The organism is Streptomyces sp. NPDC060000 (assembly GCF_042737375.1).
Lineage (GTDB): Bacteria > Actinomycetota > Actinomycetes > Streptomycetales > Streptomycetaceae > Streptomyces.
Genome location: NZ_JBHWUU010000059.1, coordinates 37,814 through 58,788 on the forward strand (window position 1 = coordinate 37,814; position 20,975 = coordinate 58,788).

Consider the following 20,975-nt stretch of genomic DNA (forward strand, 5'->3'; position numbering starts at 1 on the left):
CTCAGGAAGCGAGCACACCGTCCAGGAAGCCCGTCACCTCCGCGAACACCTCCGCGCGGTTCGTCTCGTTGAAGACCTCGTGGCGGGCTCCCGGGTAGATCCGCTCGGTCGGGGTGCCCCCGCTCAGCCGTTCGACGCCGGTCCGGCTGCCGGGCAACGGGACCAGCCGGTCGTCGGCACCGTGCAGCCACAGCAGGGGCAGCGGCCCGAGGTCGCCGCCGTCGGCCACGGCCTTCAGGGTCCGGACGAACGCCTCCAGCGTCGGCCGCTTCATCGGCCCGTGCCAGACCAGTCCGTCCGCCGCGTACGCCGCGCCCACCGCCGGGTCACGGGAGAGGGCGGCGGGAGCGACGGGGACGTCGGGGATCTCCTCGAGCGCCAGCAGCCGCCCCGGCAGCTCCCAGTCGCCGATCACCGGGCCGGACAGGACGAGCGCGGCGAGCGTGCCGCCGTACCGCTGGGCGTACCGGGCCGCGACCAGGCCGCCCATGGAGTGCCCGATCACGATCAGCGGGAGGCCGGGGTCCGGGTGGGTGGCCCGGGCGAGCCGCGCCACGGCGTGCACATCGGTGACCACGTCCTCGAAGTCCTCGATCACCACGCGTTCGCCCGCCGACCTCCCGTGCCCCATGTGGTCGGGGGCGAAGACGGCCGCGCCGTGCCCGGTCAGGACACCGGCGAGTTCCGCGTAGCGACCGGCGTGCTCGCCGTAGCCGTGCACCAGGAGGACGAGGCAGCGGGGCCTCGGGCAGGACCACTCACGCACGGCGACCGTGCCCCGGGTCCCGGTGAGGACGTGTTCGGTCATCGACCCTCCAGCTGCGTCGGTGAAGCCTTCCGGGAATCTTCCCAGGGGCCCGGATCCTTTCAGGGGCCCGGTTCCCCTCAGAGGACCGGAATCCATCAACGAGGCGTTCGCCGCCCAGGCGCTCGCCCGCGTCGACGCGCTCGGCATCGACCCGGGCCTGGTGAACCCCAGCGGCGGTGCCATCGCCCTCGGCCACCCGCCCGGCTGCTCGGGCGCCCGCACCCTCACCACCCTCCTGCACCGCACGGGAGCGGAACGCGCACTGGCCACGATGTGCGTGGGCGTCGGCCAGGGCAGCGCGGTACCGGTGGAACGCCACTGACGCCGTCGGTGCGGGCCAACCGGCGGGAACGGCCACCAGGCGAGACGCCCTTCTGGCCGTCCGATGGCTGTGCGTAGCATCGGTCTCCGCATGAACACGATGAACCTGTGGCACATCACTGGCTGGGAGTTCGCGGTGCTCGCCCTCGCGGCCCTGCTCGTCGGCTTCTCCAAGACGGCCGTCAGCGGGGCCAACACGGTCAGCCTCGCGATCTTCGCGGCGATCCTGCCCGCCCGCGCCTCCACGGGCGTCCTGCTGCCGATCCTGATCGCCGGCGACGTCCTGGCCGTCCTCACCTATCGGCGGCACGCTCACTGGCCCACGCTGTGGCGGCTGTTCCCGGCGGTCGCGGCCGGCGTGGTCTTCGGGACGGTGTTCCTGGTGTGGGCCGACGACGGCATCGTCCGCACCTCGATCGGCGCGATCCTGCTGCTGATGGCAGGCGTCACGATGTGGCGTCGCCGGACGGCCGACGCGGGCGACGAACCCGACGCGGTGGTCACCCGGGCCGGCCGGATCAAGGCCCGCTGCTACGGCGTCCTCGGCGGTTTCACCACCATGGTCGCCAACGCCGGCGGCCCGGTGATGTCGATGTACCTGCTCTCCGCCGGCTTCCGCAAACTCGGCTTCCTCGGCACCTCCGCGTTCTTCTTCCTGATCGTCAACATCGTGAAGGTGCCGTTCAGCGCGGGCCTCGGACTCATCGACGGCGACTCGCTGCTCCTGGACGCCGCGCTCGTCGCGTTCGTCGTCCCCGGCGCGCTGCTCGGCAAGTGGGCGGTCCCCCGCATCAACCAGCGGCTCTTCGAGCGACTGGTGATCGCGGCGACCGTGGTGGGCGGCCTCCAGCTGCTGCGCTAGCGGTACCGCCCAGGCAGGGGTTCCCTTCCGCCTGCGCGGGTCCAGGACGGGCGGCTGGGCAGCGGCCGGAGCGATCTCCTCGGTGGATGTCACGAGGCCACGATCACACCGGCACCCCCTGCGCACCCGGGGCCGGGCCGCCCGGGGGCGGCTACTCCCGCCCCGGGTTGCGGCGCAGCAGGTAGGTGTCCATGATCCAGCCCTTGCGCTCGCGTGCCTCGGCGCGCAGCCGCTCGATGCGGGGGCCGGCCTCGGCGATCGGACCGGAGACGAGGATCTCGTCCGGGGTCCCTATATAGGCGCCCCAGTAGATGTCGACGTCCTCCTCGGCGTACCGCCTGAAGGCCTGGTGGGCGTCCAGCATCACGACCACGTCGTCCACCCCCTCCGGGAAGCCCTCCGCGAGCCGCCGGCCTGTCGTGATCTGCACCGGACGCGCCACCCGGTTCAGCCCCGTGCGGTGCCGGGCGACGAGCGCCGAGACGCTGCTGATCCCTGGGACGACGTCGTACTCGAAGGTCACCGTGCCCCGGGCCAGCACCTCCTGGAGGATGCCCAGCGTGCTGTCGTACAGCGCCGGGTCGCCCCAGACCAGGAACGCGCCGGTCTCGTCCGCGCCGAGTTCCTCGCTGATCAGCCGCTCGTAGATCCCGGCGCGGGCGCTGCGCCAGTCGCCGACGGCGGGGGAGTAGGCCGCGCCGCCGGCCCCTCGGTCCCGCTCCGGGTCCCGGGCCTCGACCACCCGGTACGCACCGTGCGGTATGTGCGTGTCCAGCATGTCGAGACGCAACCGCGTCAGATCGCTCTTCACCTCGCCCTTGTCCAGGACGAAGAAGACGTCCGTGCTCCGCAGCGCCCGGACCGCCTGGAGCGTCAGCTGGTCGGGGTCGCCCGCGCCGATACCGATGACATGAATCTTTCGCACGCCACGAGTCTGCCGTACGCCACTGACAGTGACCGTGCCGGGTCAGCGCAGCCGGGGCGCCAGAGCTCGCGCGTCCACGGCGGCGCCGGTCGACTCCACGGTGTCCGCCAGCTCCCGCGCCCAGCGGGCCAGGGCGGCGAGATCTATCGCGTAGGGCCGGTCCTCTCCCGCGTCGGCCGCCCACTCGAGCACCGCCCCGGCACCGCGCCGCAGCAGCCTCACCCCACCCGTGAGGTTCCCCCGGGCCGCGTGCGTCAGACCCACCGCGAGCTGTGCGAGCCCGCGCCACAGGGTGCGCTCCGATGCGGGGCCCGACTTCCAGGCGTCCTCGAAGACCTCGTGCGCGTGGAACGGCTTCCCGGCGTCCAGCAGGGCCTGTGCCTCGACGACGGTCTCCTCCGGCGTGCGGACGACGCCCTCGGGCTGCCGCTCCACCCCGTCCGCGCCGTACGGCAGGGGCCGGCCGAGCCCGTCCCGCGGCCGGGCGTTGCGCGCCCGCCCCTCGCCGTCCCGGTCCCGGGGACCGGTCGTCCGGCCGCCGTCCGTACCTCCTGTGCTGTCCAAACGGTCCATACGGCGATTGTCCCGCGCCCGGGCCCCCTTCGGCGCACCGCCCGGTGTGAGGTAAAGTGCTGTTCGCGCGATCACACGGCGAACACCGTGCGGGGCGCACCGGGACGTGGCGCAGCTTGGTAGCGCACTTGACTGGGGGTCAAGGGGTCGCAGGTTCAAATCCTGTCGTCCCGACCAGCTTCACGGCGGGTCGGAAGCCGCTTTCTCGTCATCGGGAAGGCGGCTTCGGTGCGTCCGGGGCCCGGCTTCCTTCACGGCGGCGCCGCCGGCCCCCACGTCCGGAAAAGCCCTTGCGTGAAGCGCACTTCAAGCGGAGGACTCCCGGCTGAGCCGAAGTGCTTCCGCTCGAGCCGGAGGGCACGGCCGAACGGGCAGAACGCCCGGCCGTCCGCGGGCCGACCCGGGTCTCCCCCGGTCGCGGCGGACGCCGGTCACCGGCGACCGGCGGGTGACCCGGGAGTAACCGGGGAGGCTACGCTGGGATCATGCCGTCCCCCCGCCGTACCGCCCGACAGGCCGACCTGCTGGAACGCCTCGTCGCGCTGCTGACGGCGGAGGGGTTCTCGGACCTCACCCTGGACGACCTCGCCGAGCGGCTGCGCTGCTCGAAGACGACCCTGTACCAACTCGCCCGCAGTAAGCAGGGGCTGGTCGTCGAGGCGGTCAAGCACTACTTCCGGGGTGCTACCGAGGCCGTCGAGAAGCGGGTGGCACAGACCGCCGACCCCTCCGACCGCGTGCGCGCGTACCTGACCGCCGTGGCCGAACAACTGCGCCCGCTCTCGCGCCGTTTCCTCGACGACGTGGCGGACTTCCCGCCCGCCCGCGAGGTCTACGAGGCCAACACCCGGATGGCCGCGGAGCGGGTGCGCCGGCTGATCGCCGAGGGCGTCTCGGACGGTGCCTTCCGCGAGGTACACACCGCCTTCGTCGGCGAGGTCGCCGCCGCGACGATGCGCCAGATCCAGCAGGGCGAGCTCAAGACCCGCACCGGGCTCACCGACGCGGAGGCGTACGAACAGCTCGCGTCGCTGATCGTGCACGCCGTCTCCTCCTGAAGGCTCGCCCTCTCCTCCCGAAGCGAACACTTTCCGACCGCGGTCGGATGCCAGGCGACCCCTCCGTGCCGTACTGTGAATGATACGTTCGTACGCACTCCAGTATCACTCCCAGTACTTACCGGTACTCCTACGTGGAGGTCACCATGCCTGCCACTCGTGCCCTGCCGACCGAGGAAGCCGTCGAGCTCATCCAGCTCACCCGCGCCCTCGCCGCCAAGGAACTCGCACCCCGGGTCGCCGACGCGGAGGCGGACGGGACGTTCCCCCGGGACGTCTTCCGCACCCTCGGGCGCAGCGGTCTGCTCGGGCTGCCCTTCGCCGAGGAGGACGGCGGGGCGAACCAGCCGTACGGGGTCTACCTCCAGGTGCTGGAGGAGGTCGCCGCGGTCTGGTCGAGCGTCGCCGTGGGCATCTCCGTACACGCCCTGTCCTGCTTCCCGCTGGCCCGCTTCGGCACGGAGGAGCAGCGGCGCAGGTGGCTGCCGGACATGCTGGGCGGTGAGCTGCTCGGCGCGTACTGCCTGTCCGAGCCGCACGCCGGGTCCGACCCGGCGGCCATGCTCACCCGCGCGGTCCGCGAGGGTGGCGACTACGTGCTGAACGGCACCAAGGCCTGGACCACGCACGGCGGTTACGCCGACTTCTACACCGTCATGGCCCGCACCTCCGACGACCGCGCGCACGGCATCTCCTGCTTCCTGGTTCCCGCCGACGCCCCGGGGCTCAGCGCCGACCCTCCGGAGCGGAAGATGGGCCTGACCGGCTCGGCGACCGCGACCATGCGGCTCGAGGACGTCCGGGTGCCCGTCGAGCGCCGGATCGGGGAGGAGGGGCAGGGGCTGAAGATCGCGCTGGCCTCCCTGGACTGCGGCCGCCTGGGCATCTCGGCCGTCGCCACCGGCCTCGCCCAGGGCGCCCTGGACCACGCGGTGCGCTACGCGCGTGAGCGGGAGACCTTCGGCAAGCCGATCATCGAGCACCAGGGCCTGGCCTTCGTCCTCGCCGACATGGGCGCCGCGATCGAGTCGGCGCGGGCCACCGCGCTGTCCGCCGCCCGGTTGAAGGATCTCGGCCTGCCCTTCACACGGGAGGCGTCGATCGCCAAACTCGTGGCCACGGACAACGCCATGAAGGTGACCACGGACGCCGTGCAGGTCCTCGGGGGGTACGGGTACACCCGTGACTTCCCCGTGGAGCGCTATATGCGCGAGGCCAAGGTCATGCAGATCTTCGAAGGAACCAACCAGATCCAGCGCATGATCATCTCGCGTGCGCTGGACCGTGACGAGGGCGGTGTGCTCACCGTCCTCGGCAAGGAGTGATGATGCAGCTCGAGAACACCGCCGCCCTTGTCACCGGCGGTGCGTCCGGCCTCGGCGCGGCCACCGCGAAGGGCCTCGCCGAGCGCGGCGCCCGGGTCTTCGCCCTCGACCTCAAGGACGGCATCGACAAGGCGCCCGAGGTGCCCGGCGTGACCTACGTGCCCGCCGACGTCACGGACCCCGAGCAGGTCGGCGCCGCCGTCGCCACCGCGGCCGGCTCGGGTGTCCCGCTGCGCACGGTCGTCAACTGCGCCGGTATCGGCCCGTCGGCGCGGATCCTCGGCAAGAAGGGCGTCCATGACCTCGGCCTGTACGCCAAGGTGATCCAGATCAACCTGATCGGCACCTTCAACGTGCTCGCGCTCGCCTCGGAGGCCATCGCCGGGACCGAGGCCGACGAGAGCGGCCAGCGGGGCGTCATCGTCAACACCGCGTCCATCGCCGCGTACGACGGGCAGATCGGCCAGGCCGCCTACGCGTCCTCCAAGGGCGGGGTCGTCGGTCTGACCCTGCCCGCCGCCCGTGACCTCGCGCAGTACGGGATCCGGGTGTGCACCATCGCGCCGGGCATCGTGGAGACGCCGATGCTGGCCACGGTGTCGGAGGAGTTCCGCGCCTCGCTCGCCGAGGGAGTGCCCTTCCCGCGCCGCCTGGCCCGGCCCGAGGAGTACGCGAAGCTGGCCTTGGCGATCGTCGACCACGACTACCTCAACGGGGAGACCATCCGCATGGACGGCGCGCTGCGGATGGCCCCGAGGTGAGCCCGGGCGCCTAGGTCCTGACCAGCAGCTGGAAGTCGAACGCGTACCGGGACGCGCGGTAGATGTGCGTCCCGTACTCGACCGGCCGGCCGGTGTCGTCGTACGCCGTGCGCTGCATGGTCAGCAGGGCCGCCCCCTCCTTCTCGGCGAGGAGGGCGGCCTCCTCTGCGGTGGCGGAGCGGGCGCCGATGGTCTGGCGGGCGCTGTGCAGGGTGATGCCCGCCGAGCGCAGCAGCCGGTACAGGCCGGTCGACTCCAGACGTTCCGTGTCGGGGTCCAGCAGGGCCGGGGGCAGGTAGTTGCACAGGAACGCCACCGGCTGGCCGTGCGTGGCGCGCAGCCGCTCGAGGAGGGTGACCTCGCTGCCCTCCGCCACACCGAGCGCGGCGGCCACGTCGGCGGTCGCCGGCACCCGTTCGTTGCGTACGACGTGTGTGGTGGGCCCCTGTCCGGCGGCCTCCAGGTCGTCGTAGAGGCTGCTCAGTTCCAGCGGCCGTTTCACCTGGCTGTGCACGACCTGGGTGCCGACTCCGCGCCGTCGTACCAGGAGGCCCTTGTCGACCAGGGACTGGATGGCCTGGCGGACCGTCGGGCGGGACAGGCCGAGACGGGTCGACAGGTCGATCTCGTTGCCCAGGAGGTTGCCCGGAACGAGTGCTCCCTGCTCGATCGCCGCTTCCAGCTGCTGGGCGAACTGGTAGTAGAGCGGCACCGGGCTGTTGCGGTCGAGGGAGAAATGCAGCAGGTCGAGCGCGGAGCCGGGCACGGCACGGGATCGGTCGCCGGTCTTCGCCATCGGGGCACCTCCTCGGGTCGTGGTCGGGTGAGGGAGTCCGGAGGTCCCCGTCCGCGTGTCGCCGCCCGCGCGCGAGGGGTACGTCCTGGCGCAAAGGGTAGAGATCGACCCCGGTGGACCCGTCGTGATCAGGTCGGTGGGAGGGCGGGCTCGGCCATGTGCGACGCTCCTCACGGTGGTCGGGGGTCAGGCGTCCCCCAGGTGTAGGTCCCGGGGACCCGCACTGTCAAGAGTTTGTACTTACATTCGGACCTGCTCGTGAAATGATGTCTTAACAAAGTATTGACAGTGAGCCCGGCAAGGGATTGGATCCGGTCCCAGCAGCGCACGGCCGGGTCCGAGACACCTGAACAGTCGCGGACCCGGCCCCATGGCCCCAATCTGAGTAGAAACGGGCCCCGGATCCCTCCGATCACCTCCCCTTTCCCCGATTCCCGTCGTAGTTCTCCGTCGCACAGTGAGGTGCAGGAAAGATGGACAGCTCTTCTCCCTTCCGCTCGCGCAGAATCGCCCCGGTCGTGGCCATGGCCGCGGTGGTGACCCTGACCCTCGCGGGCTGTTCCAGCGGCTCCGGCGGCAAGAAGTCCGAGGAGAGCGCGGACGGCGCTTCCGCGGGCAAGGCGAGTACCCCGCAGATGACGGTCGCGCTGGTGACCCACCAGTCGCCCGGCGACACCTTCTGGGACATCGTCCGCAAGGGCGCGGAGGCGGCCGCCGCCAAGGACAACGTCAAGCTGGTCTACTCCGCCGACCCGAACGCCGGCAACCAGGCCAACCTGATCCAGAACGCCATCGACCAGAAGGTCGACGGCATCGCGGTCACCCTCGCCAAGCCGGACGCCCTGAAGGACGTCATAGCCAAGGCGAAGACCGCGAAGATACCCGTGGTCGGCCTCAACTCCGGTGTCAGCGAGTGGAAGAACCTCGGTCTGATGGAGTTCTTCGGGCAGGACGAGACCGTGGCCGGCGAGGCACTCGGCAACCGGCTCAACTCCGAGGGTGCCAAGAAGGCCGTCTGTGTCGTCCAGGAACAGGGCAACATCGGCCTCACCCAGCGCTGTGCCGGTGTGAAGAAGACCTTCTCGGGCACGACGGAGACCCTGTACGTCAACGGCACCGACATGCCGTCGGTGAAGTCGACGATCACCGCCAAGCTGAGCCAGGACAAGGCCATCGACTACGTCGTCACCCTCGGCGCCCCGTTCGCGCTGACGGCGGTGCAGTCGAAGTCCGACGCGGGCAGCAAGGCCAAGATCGCGACCTTCGACCTGAACAAGGACCTGACGAGCGCCATCGACAAGGGCACGATCGAGTTCGCCGTCGACCAGCAGCCCTACCTCCAGGGCTACCTGGCTGTCGACTCGCTGTGGCTCTACAAGAACAACGGCAACTACATGGGCGGCGGCGAGCAGCCGGTGCTGACCGGCCCGGCCTTCGTGGACAAGACCAACGTCGACGCGGTCGCCTCGTTCGCCGCGAAGGGCACCCGGTGATCAGCATGACCCAGCATGCCGAGCCGGCGGTGGGCACACCGCCGGCCCCCGGCCGTAAGGAGAGCGACGGCCGGACCAAGCAACGCCCGCTGGCCCTGCGGCTGTTGGCCCGCCCCGAGGTGGGCGTCTTCCTCGGCGCGGTCGCCGTGTACGTGTTCTTCCTGATCGCGGCCCCGCCGGTGCGTGACGGCAGCTCGATGGCCAACATCCTCTACCAGTCGTCGACGATCGGGATCATGGCGCTGCCGGTCGCGCTGCTGATGATCGGCGGCGAGTTCGACCTCTCCGCCGGTGTCGCCGTCATCACCTCGGCGCTCACCGCGTCCATGCTCAGCTACCAACTCACCATGAACGTGTGGGTCGGTGTGATCGTCGCCCTCCTGGTGTCGCTGGGGATCGGCTTCCTCAACGGCTGGATGGTGGTCAAGACCGGGCTGCCGAGCTTCCTGATCACCCTGGGCACCTTCCTGATCCTGCAGGGCGTGAACCTGGCGGTGACGAAGCTGGTCACCACCAATGTGGCCACCGACGACATCAGCGACATGGACGGCTTCGGCCAGGCCAAGAAGATCTTCGCCTCGTCCTTCGACGTCGGCGGCGTCCAGGTGAAGATCACCATCGTGTACTGGCTGGTCTTCGCGGCCATCGCCACCTGGATCCTGCTGCGGACCAGATACGGCAACTGGATCTTCGCGGTCGGCGGCAACAAGGACAGCGCGCGGGCCGTCGGCGTGCCCGTGACGTTCACCAAGATCTCGCTGTTCATGCTGGTCGGTTTCGGGGCCTGGTTCGTCGGCATGCACCAGCTGTTCACCTTCAACACCGTGCAGTCCGGCGAGGGCGTCGGCCAGGAGCTGATCTACATCTCCGCGGCCGTCATCGGCGGCTGTCTGCTGACCGGCGGCGCCGGCTCGGCGATCGGCCCGGTCTTCGGCGCGTTCATGTTCGGCATGGTGCAGCAGGGCATCGTCTACGCCGGCTGGAACCCCGACTGGTTCAAGGCCTTCCTCGGCGTCATGCTTCTCGGCGCCGTCCTCATCAATCTGTGGGTCCAGCGCACGGCCACCCGGAGGTGACCCCCATGACCACCAACGGAACCGGCACGCACGGCGCCATCCTCACGGACACCGTCCCCGAGGACGGGGACGGTCCGCTCGTCGAACTGCGCAACGCGGGCAAGTCCTACGGCAACATCCGTGCCCTGCACGGCGTGGACCTCACCGTCCACCCGGGCCAGGTGACCTGCGTCCTGGGCGACAACGGCGCCGGCAAGTCCACCCTCATCAAAATCATCTCCGGGCTGCACCAGCACACCGAGGGCGAGTTCCTCGTCGACGGACACCCGGTGCGCTTCTCCACCCCGCGCGAGGCCCTCGACAAGGGGATCGCCACCGTCTACCAGGACCTCGCGACCGTGCCCCTGATGCCGGTCTGGCGCAACTTCTTCCTCGGCTCCGAGATGACCAAGGGCCCCTGGCCCGTGCGCCGCCTCGACATCGAGAAGATGAAGAAGACCGCCGACCAGGAACTGCGCAACATGGGCATCGTCCTCGACGACCTCGAACAGCCCATCGGCACCCTCTCCGGCGGCCAGCGTCAGTGCGTCGCCATCGCCCGCGCCGTCTACTTCGGCGCCCGTGTCCTCATCCTGGACGAGCCCACCGCCGCCCTCGGCGTCAAGCAGTCCGGCGTCGTGCTGAAGTACATCGCCGCCGCCCGCGACCGCGGCCTCGGCGTCATCTTCATCACCCACAACCCCCACCACGCCTACATGGTCGGCGACCACTTCAGCGTCCTGCGGCTGGGCACCATGGAACTCACCGCCTCCCGCGACCGGGTCAGCCTCGAAGAACTCACCAACCACATGGCCGGCGGCACCGAACTCGCGGCCCTCAAGCACGAGTTGTCCCAGGTGCGGGGCGTGGACGTCGAAAAGCTCCCGGAGGAGAAGGACCTCACCGCGCCCGTGGCGAACCCCGGCGAGAGGACGCCGTGACGTGGCGGCCGCCCTCGACCGCATCCGGGTCGGCTCGGCCCCCGACTCCGGGGGCGTGTGGTTCCCCGACGACCCCCGCCACGTGCCCCGGGAACGGCTCCCGGCCTGCACCGCGGTCCGTCCGTCTGGGAGTCCGTCTGGGCGCAGGTGAGCCAAGTGGCCGCGCTCACACGGGAGATGGGCGCGAAGCACCTCGTCGTCATCCCGTCCTTCTGGCGGGACGGCAAGACGCCCGAGATCCGGGAGCCGCCGGAGCCGACCGGTGAACAGTGGGCCCGCCTCACCAAGGGCATGATGGGGGTGCGCCCCGGCTCGAGCGAAGCCGAGATGCGCGAACCCCCGTCCGGCGTACCGGAGCTGGAGCCGGTCCTGATCGCTGCGCAGCGGCTGGGTGTCGAGCTGTTCGCGTTCGTGGAGCAGGACATGTACCCGTGCGAGCCGGAGCGGCCGCTGCCCATCGCGGTGCGCACCCGGACGTTCCTGCGCTCCCGCGGGGCGGGACCGAGGGGCCGGACCACCGGGCGCGTCGCGCCGTCGCCGACGGGCGGCGGCGCGCCCGCGCTCGTATGGTGGTCGTGATGGGCCGCATGCGGCCCGTGCCCCATGGTGCGGCTGTGGCCTGCGGCGGAAACCTCCTCATCCGGGAGCGAGCCCATGACACACCCGTACCTTCGACTGCGCAGGGGGATCGTCGTCGCCACCACCGTGGGGGCCCTGGTGGCGGTACCGACCGCGGGCGGGGCGGTGACGGCGCTCCCGTCCTCGGCCCCCTCGGCCGCCACCGCCACCGAGCCACCCTCGCCGTCCTCGTCCGGGGACGGCGTCGTCGAACTCACCCCGGCCGTACGGCAGCAGGTCGACGACGCCGTACAGCGGGTCATGAAGCAGGCGAGCATCCCCGGCGTGAGCGTGGGCATCTGGACGCCCGGCAAGGGCGAGTACGTGAAGTCCTTCGGCGTCGCCGACAAGAGCACCGGGCGGGAGATGAACCCCGGCCTCTACATGCGCATCGGCAGCGAGACCAAGACGTTCACCGTCACCGCGCTCCTCCAGCTGGTCGACCAGGGGAAGATCGGCCTCGACGACACCATCGGCAAGTACATCGACGGCGTGCCGAACGGCGACAAGATCACCCTGCGTCAACTGGCCGGTATGCGCAGCGGGCTGTTCAACTACTCGGCGGACGAGGGCTTCTTCAAGGCGCTGACCTCCGACCCGCAGCGGCCGTTCACCCCGCAGCAGCTGCTCGCCTACTCCTTCAAGCACCCCGTGCTGTTCCCGCCGGGTGAGAAGTTCTACTACTGCAACACCAACCTGATCCTGCTCGGCCTGGTCGTCGAGCAGATGAGCGGCCAGCACCTCAACGACTACATCCAGGACCACATCCTGGATCCCGCCGGGCTGGATCACACCCTGTTCCCGACCGGCAACGAGTTCCCGACCCCGCATTCCCAGGGCTACACGAACCAGACCGCGACCGGGAAGGTGGAGGACTCCGCCGACTGGAACCCGTCCTGGGGCTGGGCGGCCGGCGCGATGATCTCCCAGTTGGAGGACCTGCGGGTGTGGGCGCGCACCGTGGCCACGGGCGTGCTGCCCGACGGCGGGCGGATGGTCGGCCCCGCCACCCAGAAGCAGCGCCTGATCACACCGCCGACCCCCATCCCGGGCGCCGGCTACGGTCTCGGCATCTTCGACGTGCAGGGCTGGATCGGCCACAACGGCTCGCTGCCCGGCTACGAGTCCCTGACCATCTACCTGCCGTCGGCACGGGCCACCCTCGTGGTGGTGCTGAACACCGACATCAACTACAAGAACCAGGAACCGAGCACCCTGTTCGGCGACGCGATCACCAGGATCATCTCCCCGGAGCACATCTTCAACCTGCCGGCGGAACCCGCGGCGAGGTGAGGACGTTCAAACAGGTACAGGGCGAGTGAAGTCGTGGACGGGGAGGGTGAGATGCAGGAGGAAGAGCAGGTCGGCACCGTCGAGGCGCGGCGCCGGGCCCGGTTCGGCGCGTTGCCCGAGCGGGTGCGCCCGCAGGACATGGTGGAGGAGCGGCCGGCCACACCGCGGGACCCGGCGCGGGACGCGTACGACCCGGACGAGTTCGCGGTCCGCTACGGCCTGTGAGCCGGTGAGGGCGGCCGGGGAGCACTTTCCCCGGCCGCCCTCGTGCGGGGCCCGTCGGCTCAGGAGGCGCGGACCTCCGCGATCGTCACCGGCCGGTGCTCGTGCAGGGACAGTGTGCACGCCTCCGCGATCCAGCCCGCCTCCAGGGCGTCCTCGATCGTGCAGGGCGAGGGCCGGGTGCCGGCCACGACCTCGGTGAACGCGGTGAGTTCGGCGCGGTAGGCGGCGGTGAACCGGTCCATGAAGAAGTCGTGCGGGGTACCGGACGGGAAGGTCACCCCGGGCTCCACCGACCGCAGCGGCAGTTTGTCCTCCAGGCCGACGGCGATCGAGTCGGCGAAGCCGTGGATCTCCATCCGGACGTCGTAGCCCCGGGCGTTGTGACGGGAGTTGGAGACCACGGCGATCGTGCCGTCGTCGAGGGTGAGGACGGCGCCGGTGGTGTCGGCGTCGCCCGCCTCCTTGATGTAGTCGGCGCCCCGGTTGCCGCCGACCGCGTACACCTCCGTCACCTCGCGGCCGGTGACCCAGCGGATGATGTCGAAGTCGTGGACGGAACAGTCCCGGAAGATGCCCCCGGAGGCGGCGACGTACGCGGCCGGCGGCGGGGCCGGGTCGAGCGTCGTCGAGCGGACCGTGTGCAGTTTGCCCAGCTCACCCGTCTGCACGGCCGCCCGCGCGGCGACGAAACCCGCGTCGAAGCGGCGGTTGTAGCCGATCTGGATGGGCACGGCACTGCCCTGGACGGCCTTGAGCACCTCGATGCCCTCGCCCATGGTCCTGGCGACGGGCTTCTCGCAGAAGACGGGGATGCCCGCCTCGACGGCCGCCAGGATCAGGCCCGGGTGGGCGTCCGTCGCCGCCGCGATCACGACACCGTCCACGCCGGCGGCCAGCACGGCCTCGGGGGAGTCGGCGACCTCGGCGCCGAACCGCTCGGCGGCGGTCTTGGCGGCCGCCGCGAACGGGTCGGCCACGACGAGCGACGCGACGGCGTCGAGTCCGGAGAGGGTCTCGGCGTGGAAGGCGCCGATGCGGCCGAGGCCGAGGATTCCGATGCGCATGCGCTCCGCTGCTTTCCTGGTGTTTTGGTTGGTGTCTGTTGCTGGGGCTCTGCCCCAGACCCCGTTCGCCCTGCGGGCTCGTCCTCAATCGCCGGACGGGCTCGAAGTACCCGGGCCGGCTCGAAATGCCCGGGCGGGTTCAGAGTGTTCGGGTGGGGTCGGTGTGTTCAGTCCAGGCCGCCCAGGACGTTCTGGTCCCAGTCGATCACTGATCCGGTGACCACGCCCGACCGGTCGGACAGGAGGAACACCACGAAGTCGGCGATCTCGTCCGGCTGGCCCAGCTTGCCCATCGGCAGTCGTGCGGCGGCCTGCTCGCGCCAGTCGTCCCCGGCGCCGTGGAAGGCCTTCTGCGTCGTGTCCTCGCCCTCGGTGGCCGTCCAGCCGATGTTGAGGCCGTTGATCCGGACCCGGTCGAAGCGGTGTGCGTGCGCAGCGTTGCGGGTGAGGCCGGTCAGACCGGCCTTCGCGGCGACGTAGGGCGCGAGAAACGGCTGACCGCCGTGGGCCGAAGAGGTGATGATGTTGACGACCGTGCCGGGCGCCTCGCGGGCCAGCATGTCCGCGACCGCCGCCTGCATGGCGAAGAACGGCGCCCGGAGGTTGATCGCGATGTGCTGGTCGAACAGCTCGGGCGTGGTGTCGAGCAGCGTGCCCCTGGAGGTCAGCCCCGCCGAGTTGACCAGGCAGTCGACCCGCCCGTACGCGGCCACCGTCCCGGCCACCGACGCCTTCGCCTGCCCGGCGTCGGAGAGGTCGGCCCGCAGGAACACCGCCTTGCCGCCCGCGGCGGTCAGCTCCGCCACCAGCGCCTCGCCCGGCTCTGGCCGCCGCCCGGTGACGGCGACCTGCGCGCCCTCGCGGACCGCGGCCCGGGCGACAGCCGCACCGACACCCTGGCTGCCGCCGTTGACGAGGACGACCTTGTCGTCGAGAAGTCCCATGTGTACGAGGTCCCTTCAGCTTGTTCGCCGCGCGGCGAACGCCCGCAGCTCGTCGCGGAGTGCCTGCGGGGTCCACTCCTCGTGCAGCGCCCGCCGTACGAGGTCCGCCTGGGCGGGCGGGGCGAGACCGTCCACGGGCGGGTCGTTGTCGAGGTTGGTGGGGAAGGGGTAGCCCTCGGCGCTCGCGGCGACGACATGCTCGAGCCACTCCTCGCCCGCGCCCTCCGCCCGCCGCCGCAGGAGCACGGGGAAGACCGCGTTCGCCACCGCCTCCCGGTCCACGGTCTCCATCGCGCGCCCGAAGGCCGAGGACGCCTGGAGCAGATTGGCCATCCGGCGGACGCCGGTGGTGCGGTTGGTGCCCGCGGCGTGCAGAACGGCCGGGTTGAAGAAGGCGGCATCGCCCTTCGCCAGGGGCAGTTGGACGCGATGCTCGTCGAAGTACTCCTGGAACTCGGGCAGTCGCCACGCCAGATAGCCGGGCTCGTACGTCTGCGAGTACGGCAGGTACAGCGTGGGCCCGGACTCCACGGGCATGTCGCAGTGGGCGACCGCGCCCTGGAGCGTGAGCACGGGGGAGAGGCGGTGGACGTGCGCCGGGTAGGCGGCGGCCGTCTCGTCGGAGAGGAGGCCGAGGTGGTAGTCGCGGTGCGGGCTCTGTGCCGCACCGCCCGGGTTGACCACGTTGACCTGGGACGTCATCTGGTAGCCCGGACCGAGCCAGGCCCGCGGGACCAGCGCGAGGATGTCGTTGGCGTAGTAGTCGGCGAACGCCTCGGGATCGCGCAGGGCGGCCTTCTCCAGGGCGTTCCAGACGCGGTCGTTGGCCCCGGGCTTCGCGAAGTGGTCACCGGCGGTCGCACCCGAGGCGCGCTGCTCGGCGATGAGCGCGTCGAAGACGGCCGTGACCCGGTCGACGACCCCCGGATCGGGGAAGGCGCCCCGGAAGACGACGACGCCGGGCCCGTCGCTCAGCGCCCGCACCAGCTCGGCGCGTACCGTGCGGCCCGCTCCGGCGGAGCGCAGGCGCTCACTGTCGTAGACGAGGACGTTCCCCTGCACCGCGGCGGCGTGCGGGAAGTCGGCGAGGTCGGTGGTGCGCTCGACGAGCGGGCGGAAGGTGTCGAGGTCGCAGTCCTGCTCGGTCAGCCAGGCGTGGCCCCGCACGGAGGTGAAGGACATCGTCGTCCCTTCGATGACAATGGCGGCTCAGCGCTGCCATTCTTGTCATGACAAACCCGTCGAACAACCAGCAGCGAGCCATCAAAAACCCCTCAAGCCGATTCCCTGGGAGCTTTCCGTGGGCCACCCCTTTCCCATCCGGGAGATCGCACGTCAGGCGGGGCTGAGCGAGGCCACCGTCGACCGGGTCCTGAACGGCAGGGGAGGCGTGCGGGAGTCGACCGTGCAGGAGGTCCGGCGGGCCATCGCCGACCTGGACCGGCAGCGCACCCAGGTCAGACTCGTCGGCCGCACCTTCATGGTCGACATCGTGATGCAGGCGCCGGAACGGTTCACCACCGCCGTCCGGGCCGCCCTGGAGGCCGAGCTGCCGTCCCTGCACCCGGCCGTGCTGCGCTCCCGTTTCCACTTCCGGGAGACCGGCCCGGTCCATGAGCTGGTCGCGACACTCGACCGGATAGCCAGGCGCGGCTCGCAAGGGGTCGTCCTCAAGGCGCCGGACGTCCCGGAGACCAATGCCGCCGTCGGCCGGCTGGTGGCCGCCGGGATACCGGTCGTCACCCTGGTCACGGACCTCCCGGCCAGCGCCCGTCTCGCCTACGTCGGTATCGACGACCGGGCCGCCGGGGCCACCGCCGCCTACCTCATGGGCCAGTGGCTCGGTGACCGTCCCGGCAATGTGCTCACCAGCCTGAGCAGCGGCTTCTTCCGCAACGAGGAGGAGCGCGAGATGGGTTTCCGCAGCGTGATGCGGGCTCGCCATCCCGAGCGCACGCTGGTCGAGATCGCCGAGGGGCAGGGGCTGGACGCCACCCAGTACGAGCTGGTCCGGGCCGCGCTGGAACGCGACCCGGACATCCGCGCGGTCTACTCCATCGGCGGCGGCAACGACGCCACCCTGCGCGCCTTCGCCGACCTCGGCCGTGAGTGCGCCGTGTTCGTGGCGCACGACCTCGACCACGACAACACCCGGCTGCTGCGCGGGCACCGGTTGTCCGCCGTCCTCCACCACGATCTGCGCCACGACGTGCGCGAGGCCTGTCACACCGTGATGCGGGCGCACGGCGCGCTGCCGCCGGCCGGGCCCACGCCGCCGTCGGCGATCCAGGTGGTCACCCCGTACAACCTGCCGCCCCGGGTGGCGGCCGACTGACACCGGCCGGCCCCCGGGGCGCGGGCTCCGCGGGCTGCTCAGGGCGCGCGGTCCCTGGGCCCGAAGGTCGGATCGGGGATGGTCCTACCGCCACCCCTACGGGTGCACGTCCACCCAGGAGCCGCTTTCCGCGGACCGTGTCATCGCCTCCAGCAGGGTCGCGCTGTGCACCGCGTCCGCGAGGGTCGCCCCGTAGGGGGTTCCCTCGGCGACCGAGCGCAGGAAACGGTAGGCCTCCACCACCTTGAGGTCGTCGTAGCCCATGGCGTTCGCCGCACCTGGCTGGAAGGCGCCGAACTCGCCGTCGCCCGGGCCGACGTACACCGTGCTGACGGGCTGGTCCTGGTACGTGGTGCCGCGGCTGATGCCGAGCTCGTTCATCCTCCTGAAGTCCCAGAACACGGCGCCCTTGGTGCCGTGCACCTCGAAGCCGTAGTTGTTCTGCTCGCCGACGGAGACCCGGCAGGCCTCCAGCACGCCCCGGGCGCCGGAGGCGAAGCGCAGCAGGCAGCTGACGTAGTCCTCGTTCTCGACCGGGCCGAGTTCGCCGCCGACGGCCAGGCTGTGGCCCGCCGTCGCGCCCGTCGGGCGGGCCCGCTCGGGCACGAAGACCGCCGTGTCGGCCGTCAGGGCGGTGATCTCGCCGAGCAGGAAACGGGCCAGGTCCACGCCGTGCGAGGCCAGGTCGCCCAGCACTCCGCTGCCGCCCCGCTCCCGCTCGTAGCGCCAGGTCAGGGCGCCGTCGGGGTGGGCCGCGTAGTCGCTGAAGAGGCGGACGCGGACATGGGTGACCGTGCCGAGCTCACCGGAGGCGATCAGATCGCGGGCCGTCTCCACGGCGGGCGCGTTGCGGTAGTTGAAGCCGACCGCGGCCTGGACGCCGGCCTTGGCCACCGCGTCCGCCACCGCCCGGGCGTCCGGGGGAGTGAGGCCCACCGGCTTCTCGATCCAGATGTGTTTGCCGGCCCCGGCCATCGCGACACCGATCTCGCGGTGCAGGAAGTTCGGCGCGGTGATGCTGACCGCCCGCACCCGCCGGTCGGCGGCCACCTCGCGCCAGTCCCGCGTGGAGGACGCGAAGCCGAACCGCTCGGCGGCCTCCTCGGCGCGGCCGGGCACCTCCTCGGCGACGGTCACGAGCTCCGGACGCAGGGCCAGCCGCGGATAGTGGTGCCGGACGCGGGCGTATGCCTGGGTGTGCACCCGGCCCATCCAGCCGAACCCGACGACGGCCACTCCCAGCGCGTCCACCATGTCAGTCACCACAGCCCTTCCTTGGACCGCTCCATCATCCGACCCGGCCACCCTGCGGGCCCTTTCCGCAGGGTGTCAAGGCTTTTAGCCCCTTTGACAACCCGTGCGTCACATGGAACGGTCCAAGTATGAGAGCCCCGACCATCCGAGACGTCGCCGACCGGGCCGGCGTGTCCAAGTCACTGGTCTCGCTGGTGCTGCGCGGCTCCGACCAGGTGCGCGCCGAGAAGCGGGAGGCCGTCCTGCGGGCCGTGCGCGAACTGGGCTACCGGCCCAACGCGGCCGCGCGCAGCCTCAGCGAGCAGCGCGCCCATCCGGACTCCCCACCGCGCGCGGGCCGGGCGAGCGGGACCCCCATGGTCGGCGTCCTGCTGCACGACCTGCGCAACCCCTGGTACGTCGACCTCCTGGACGGCCTCAACTCGCTGCTGCACACGAGCGGCCGGCACATGCTGCTCGCCGACGCCAGGCTGCACCGGCGCGTCGGCCAGGACCCGGCCGGGCCCTTCCTCGACCAGGGAGCGGACGGGCTGGTCGTGGTCGGCACGCTGCCCGGCCCGGCGGCGCTGGAGACCGTCGCCGCCCGGATGCCGGTCGTCGTCGCGGGGGCCCGCGAGCCGGCGCCGGCCGGGGTGGACGTGGTGGCGAACGACGACGAGCACGGGGCCCGCCTGGTCACCGAGCACCTCGTCGGCCTCGGCCACCGCCGCGTCGCCCACCTCGCGGGCTACGGCGCCGTCGCCGACCTGCGCAGGCGCGGCTTCGAGGCCACGATGCGGGCGGCGGGACCGGCCCACGAGCCGCTCGTCGAGGCGGGCGACATGACCGAGGAGGGCGGCTACCGGGCCACCGTGCGGCTGCTCGCCCGCCCCGACCGGCCCACGGCGGTGTTCGCCGTCAACGACATGACGGCGGTCGGGGTGCTGTCGGCGGCCGGGGAACTGGGCCTGCGCGTGCCGCACGACCTGTCCGTGGTCGGCTACGACAACACCAGCATCTCCCGGCTGCGGCACGTCTGGCTCACGACCGTCGACGGTGCGGGGCACGAGGTCGGCCGCCGTGCCGCCCGCTGCCTGCTCGACCGTCTCGAACGGCCGGGGGGAGAGCGGCGGGTGCACCTTGCCGCGCCGGCCCTGGAGGTCCGGGGGACGACGGGGCGCCCTCCCGTGTTCACAGAGTGATGGCGTAGGCCTTCCGCAGTGTCTCGTGGACCGTCCAGGTGGTCCGGTCGCCCTCGCGCAGCACCGCCATGTCGCCGGGGCCGACCGTCAGCGTGGGACCGCCCTCGACCTCGATGGTCGCCGACCCGCTGATCACCACGAACAGCTCGTCCGCCTCGGTGTCGGTGACCACGCCCGGGGTGATCTGCCAGATGCCCCTGATCTGACGGCCGTCCGCCGACTCCCACACCACCTTGCCGGTCACCTCGGGGGTACCGGCGACGATCTGTCCCGGGTCGAGCGGCTCGGGCTCGAGGTCGGCGTCGGGGATGTGGAGAACGAAACTGTGGGGCAGGGGGCTGCCAGGGTTGTCGGGGCCGTGCGGGCTCGGGCTGTCGGTGCTCATGGGGCGACCCTAGCGAGGCCGTACGTCCGTCGGGCCTGGACACTGTGTGGGCCGTCGGCCCAGGTGGGAGGACACTTCGTCACGACTGGCGGCCGGTGCGGCACCGGGTGATCGTGGAGCCCATGGCGGACGACACCACGGCGACGCACGAGCCGCACCGGCACGACACACGTGAGGCTCTCCTCTTCGGCGGTGTCTACGGCGCGGTCCTGGCGAGCTCGATGGTCGCCGCGCTCAGCCACTACGGGCACACCTCCCGGGTCAGCCGCAGCTACGACGCAGCCTGGCTGCTGGTGACCGCGTTCGCCTCGGCGCTCGCGCACGGCTACGCCCACTACATCGCCGAGCGGGCCCCGCACCGGCGAGGGGACGCGCTGCGTGTCCTCGCCGAGGAGTGGCCTCTCGTCGCGGCCGTGCTGCCCACCGTCCTGATCCTCGCGGGCGCCGGCTGGGGCTGGTGGCCGACGAACGGGGTGGAGTACGCGGCGTTCGCCCTGAACATCACCCTGCTGTTCGCCCTGGGCCTCGTCACGGCCCGCTGGTCGCACCGTCCGTGGGAGGCCGCGGTGCTGATCGGGGCGGTGGACGCGCTGCTCGGCGTGATCGTGGTCGTGGCGAACGCGGTGATCAAGTAACCCGCGCGGTCCCCTGTCGCACCACCCGGTGGGAGCATGGCCCAGTCATGCGCCCGCAATACGGCGGACAAAATTGTTGACAATCTTGTTTCGCTAGATTTAGGTTCGACAGGCACTCACTCA

The 20,975-nt window shown here is 71.3% G+C and carries 21 protein-coding genes, 1 tRNA gene and 2 pseudogenes; 15 read left to right on the forward strand and 9 right to left on the reverse strand.

What is annotated here, in order from left to right; all coding sequences use genetic code 11:
• Window position 1 precedes the first annotated feature (1 nt).
• A complete protein-coding gene (locus tag ACFWBB_RS28125; protein WP_385277872.1) occupies window positions 2–808 on the reverse strand; it encodes an alpha/beta hydrolase in 807 nt (268 codons plus the stop codon).
• A 97-nt stretch (window positions 809–905) separates the two neighbouring features.
• Between ACFWBB_RS28125 and ACFWBB_RS28130 the strand changes: the two are divergent.
• Together ACFWBB_RS28130 and ACFWBB_RS28135 are read left to right on the forward strand one after the other, a co-directional pair.
• A pseudogene (locus tag ACFWBB_RS28130) lies at window positions 906–1,130 on the forward strand (3-oxoadipyl-CoA thiolase); the annotation flags it as partial.
• Window positions 1,131–1,220: 90 nt separating this feature from the next.
• Entirely contained in the window at window positions 1,221–1,991 is a 771-nt protein-coding gene (locus tag ACFWBB_RS28135; RefSeq protein ID WP_385277874.1) for a sulfite exporter TauE/SafE family protein, read from the forward strand.
• Between the two features lie 151 nt (window positions 1,992–2,142).
• Here the strand turns inward: ACFWBB_RS28135 and cobF are convergent, their stop codons facing one another.
• Both cobF and ACFWBB_RS28145 read right to left on the reverse strand, forming a co-directional pair.
• Window positions 2,143–2,916: a precorrin-6A synthase (deacetylating) gene (cobF, locus tag ACFWBB_RS28140; protein WP_385277876.1), complete on the reverse strand. Its 774-nt coding sequence runs from the start codon at window positions 2,914–2,916 to the stop codon at window positions 2,143–2,145.
• Window positions 2,917–2,958: 42 nt separating this feature from the next.
• A complete protein-coding gene (locus ACFWBB_RS28145) occupies window positions 2,959–3,489 on the reverse strand; it encodes a DUF309 domain-containing protein (RefSeq protein WP_385277878.1) in 531 nt (176 codons plus the stop codon).
• A gap of 100 nt (window positions 3,490–3,589) precedes the next feature.
• On the opposite strand from ACFWBB_RS28145, the gene ACFWBB_RS28150 reads away from it, so the two are divergent.
• The 4 genes from ACFWBB_RS28150 (at window position 3,590) to ACFWBB_RS28165 (ending at window position 6,633) form a co-directional block, all read left to right on the forward strand.
• Window positions 3,590–3,666, forward strand: a tRNA-Pro gene (locus ACFWBB_RS28150).
• 308 nt (window positions 3,667–3,974) lie between these two features.
• Window positions 3,975–4,547, forward strand: coding sequence for a TetR/AcrR family transcriptional regulator (locus tag ACFWBB_RS28155; protein ID WP_385277880.1), 573 nt, complete (start codon window positions 3,975–3,977; stop codon window positions 4,545–4,547).
• 146 nt (window positions 4,548–4,693) lie between these two features.
• Window positions 4,694–5,872, forward strand: coding sequence for an acyl-CoA dehydrogenase family protein (locus ACFWBB_RS28160; RefSeq protein ID WP_385277882.1), 1,179 nt, complete (start codon window positions 4,694–4,696; stop codon window positions 5,870–5,872).
• A 2-nt stretch (window positions 5,873–5,874) separates the two neighbouring features.
• Window positions 5,875–6,633, forward strand: coding sequence for an SDR family NAD(P)-dependent oxidoreductase (locus tag ACFWBB_RS28165; protein WP_385277920.1), 759 nt, complete (start codon window positions 5,875–5,877; stop codon window positions 6,631–6,633).
• A 10-nt stretch (window positions 6,634–6,643) separates the two neighbouring features.
• Here ACFWBB_RS28165 and ACFWBB_RS28170 read toward each other — a convergent pair whose 3' ends face one another.
• On the reverse strand, window positions 6,644–7,429 hold the full coding sequence (locus ACFWBB_RS28170) for a GntR family transcriptional regulator (protein ID WP_385277884.1): 786 nt from the start codon (window positions 7,427–7,429) through the stop codon (window positions 6,644–6,646).
• Between the two features lie 473 nt (window positions 7,430–7,902).
• On the opposite strand from ACFWBB_RS28170, the gene ACFWBB_RS28175 reads away from it, so the two are divergent.
• The 6 genes and pseudogenes from ACFWBB_RS28175 (at window position 7,903) to ACFWBB_RS28200 (ending at window position 13,054) form a co-directional block, all read left to right on the forward strand.
• Window positions 7,903–8,922, forward strand: coding sequence for a sugar ABC transporter substrate-binding protein (locus ACFWBB_RS28175; RefSeq protein ID WP_385277886.1), 1,020 nt, complete (start codon window positions 7,903–7,905; stop codon window positions 8,920–8,922).
• A complete protein-coding gene (locus ACFWBB_RS28180; protein ID WP_385277922.1) occupies window positions 8,922–9,998 on the forward strand; it encodes an ABC transporter permease in 1,077 nt (358 codons plus the stop codon). Before ACFWBB_RS28175 ends, ACFWBB_RS28180 begins: the two co-directional genes overlap by 1 nt.
• Window positions 9,999–10,003: 5 nt before the next feature.
• Entirely contained in the window at window positions 10,004–10,918 is a 915-nt protein-coding gene (locus ACFWBB_RS28185) for an ATP-binding cassette domain-containing protein (protein ID WP_385277888.1), read from the forward strand.
• A gap of 1 nt (window position 10,919) precedes the next feature.
• Window positions 10,920–11,416: pseudogene (locus tag ACFWBB_RS28190) on the forward strand (hypothetical protein); the annotation flags it as partial.
• 156 nt (window positions 11,417–11,572) lie between these two features.
• A complete protein-coding gene (locus ACFWBB_RS28195; RefSeq protein ID WP_385277890.1) occupies window positions 11,573–12,829 on the forward strand; it encodes a serine hydrolase domain-containing protein in 1,257 nt (418 codons plus the stop codon).
• 51 nt (window positions 12,830–12,880) lie between these two features.
• A complete protein-coding gene (locus tag ACFWBB_RS28200) occupies window positions 12,881–13,054 on the forward strand; it encodes a hypothetical protein (RefSeq protein ID WP_385277892.1) in 174 nt (57 codons plus the stop codon).
• Window positions 13,055–13,113: 59 nt separating this feature from the next.
• Here the strand turns inward: ACFWBB_RS28200 and ACFWBB_RS28205 are convergent, their stop codons facing one another.
• The 3 genes from ACFWBB_RS28205 to ACFWBB_RS28215 form a co-directional block, all read right to left on the reverse strand.
• Window positions 13,114–14,118 (reverse strand): Gfo/Idh/MocA family oxidoreductase, encoded by a 1,005-nt coding sequence (locus ACFWBB_RS28205; protein WP_385277894.1) that lies wholly within the window; start codon window positions 14,116–14,118, stop codon window positions 13,114–13,116.
• Window positions 14,119–14,285: 167 nt separating this feature from the next.
• A complete protein-coding gene (locus ACFWBB_RS28210) occupies window positions 14,286–15,062 on the reverse strand; it encodes an SDR family oxidoreductase (protein ID WP_385277896.1) in 777 nt (258 codons plus the stop codon).
• Between the two features lie 15 nt (window positions 15,063–15,077).
• A complete protein-coding gene (locus ACFWBB_RS28215; RefSeq protein WP_385277898.1) occupies window positions 15,078–16,244 on the reverse strand; it encodes a phytanoyl-CoA dioxygenase family protein in 1,167 nt (388 codons plus the stop codon).
• Between the two features lie 118 nt (window positions 16,245–16,362).
• On the opposite strand from ACFWBB_RS28215, the gene ACFWBB_RS28220 reads away from it, so the two are divergent.
• Window positions 16,363–17,397 (forward strand): LacI family DNA-binding transcriptional regulator, encoded by a 1,035-nt coding sequence (locus ACFWBB_RS28220; RefSeq protein ID WP_385277900.1) that lies wholly within the window; start codon window positions 16,363–16,365, stop codon window positions 17,395–17,397.
• Between the two features lie 96 nt (window positions 17,398–17,493).
• Here the strand turns inward: ACFWBB_RS28220 and ACFWBB_RS28225 are convergent, their stop codons facing one another.
• Entirely contained in the window at window positions 17,494–18,651 is a 1,158-nt protein-coding gene (locus ACFWBB_RS28225) for a Gfo/Idh/MocA family protein (protein WP_385277924.1), read from the reverse strand.
• 128 nt (window positions 18,652–18,779) lie between these two features.
• On the opposite strand from ACFWBB_RS28225, the gene ACFWBB_RS28230 reads away from it, so the two are divergent.
• A complete protein-coding gene (locus ACFWBB_RS28230; protein WP_385277902.1) occupies window positions 18,780–19,832 on the forward strand; it encodes a LacI family DNA-binding transcriptional regulator in 1,053 nt (350 codons plus the stop codon).
• Here the strand turns inward: ACFWBB_RS28230 and ACFWBB_RS28235 are convergent.
• Complete coding sequence (locus ACFWBB_RS28235) at window positions 19,822–20,166, reverse strand: cupin domain-containing protein (RefSeq protein WP_385277926.1); 345 nt, start codon at window positions 20,164–20,166, stop codon at window positions 19,822–19,824. The two genes, ACFWBB_RS28230 and ACFWBB_RS28235, sit on opposite strands and share 11 nt — an antisense overlap.
• Before the next feature lie 173 nt (window positions 20,167–20,339).
• On the opposite strand from ACFWBB_RS28235, the gene ACFWBB_RS28240 reads away from it, so the two are divergent.
• Window positions 20,340–20,852, forward strand: coding sequence for a hypothetical protein (locus ACFWBB_RS28240; RefSeq protein WP_385277904.1), 513 nt, complete (start codon window positions 20,340–20,342; stop codon window positions 20,850–20,852).
• Window positions 20,853–20,975: the final 123 nt, after the last annotated feature.

Bases quoted from the DNA above. Each gene is read 5' to 3' on its own strand.
- ACFWBB_RS28125 (WP_385277872.1), bottom strand. From the start codon at position 808: ATGACCGAACACGTCCTCACCGGGACCCGGGGCACGGTCGCCGTGCGT.
- ACFWBB_RS28135 (WP_385277874.1), top strand. From the start codon at position 1,221: ATGAACACGATGAACCTGTGGCACATCACTGGCTGGGAGTTCGCGGTG.
- ACFWBB_RS28145 (WP_385277878.1), bottom strand. From the start codon at position 3,489: ATGGACCGTTTGGACAGCACAGGAGGTACGGACGGCGGCCGGACGACC.
- ACFWBB_RS28155 (WP_385277880.1), top strand. From the start codon at position 3,975: ATGCCGTCCCCCCGCCGTACCGCCCGACAGGCCGACCTGCTGGAACGC.
- ACFWBB_RS28160 (WP_385277882.1), top strand. From the start codon at position 4,694: ATGCCTGCCACTCGTGCCCTGCCGACCGAGGAAGCCGTCGAGCTCATC.
- ACFWBB_RS28165 (WP_385277920.1), top strand. From the start codon at position 5,875: ATGCAGCTCGAGAACACCGCCGCCCTTGTCACCGGCGGTGCGTCCGGC.
- ACFWBB_RS28170 (WP_385277884.1), bottom strand. From the start codon at position 7,429: ATGGCGAAGACCGGCGACCGATCCCGTGCCGTGCCCGGCTCCGCGCTC.
- ACFWBB_RS28175 (WP_385277886.1), top strand. From the start codon at position 7,903: ATGGACAGCTCTTCTCCCTTCCGCTCGCGCAGAATCGCCCCGGTCGTG.
- ACFWBB_RS28185 (WP_385277888.1), top strand. From the start codon at position 10,004: ATGACCACCAACGGAACCGGCACGCACGGCGCCATCCTCACGGACACC.
- ACFWBB_RS28195 (WP_385277890.1), top strand. From the start codon at position 11,573: ATGACACACCCGTACCTTCGACTGCGCAGGGGGATCGTCGTCGCCACC.
- ACFWBB_RS28200 (WP_385277892.1), top strand. From the start codon at position 12,881: ATGCAGGAGGAAGAGCAGGTCGGCACCGTCGAGGCGCGGCGCCGGGCC.
- ACFWBB_RS28205 (WP_385277894.1), bottom strand. From the start codon at position 14,118: ATGCGCATCGGAATCCTCGGCCTCGGCCGCATCGGCGCCTTCCACGCC.
- ACFWBB_RS28210 (WP_385277896.1), bottom strand. From the start codon at position 15,062: ATGGGACTTCTCGACGACAAGGTCGTCCTCGTCAACGGCGGCAGCCAG.
- ACFWBB_RS28215 (WP_385277898.1), bottom strand. From the start codon at position 16,244: ATGTCCTTCACCTCCGTGCGGGGCCACGCCTGGCTGACCGAGCAGGAC.
- ACFWBB_RS28225 (WP_385277924.1), bottom strand. From the start codon at position 18,651: ATGGTGGACGCGCTGGGAGTGGCCGTCGTCGGGTTCGGCTGGATGGGC.
- ACFWBB_RS28230 (WP_385277902.1), top strand. From the start codon at position 18,780: ATGAGAGCCCCGACCATCCGAGACGTCGCCGACCGGGCCGGCGTGTCC.
- ACFWBB_RS28240 (WP_385277904.1), top strand. From the start codon at position 20,340: ATGGCGGACGACACCACGGCGACGCACGAGCCGCACCGGCACGACACA.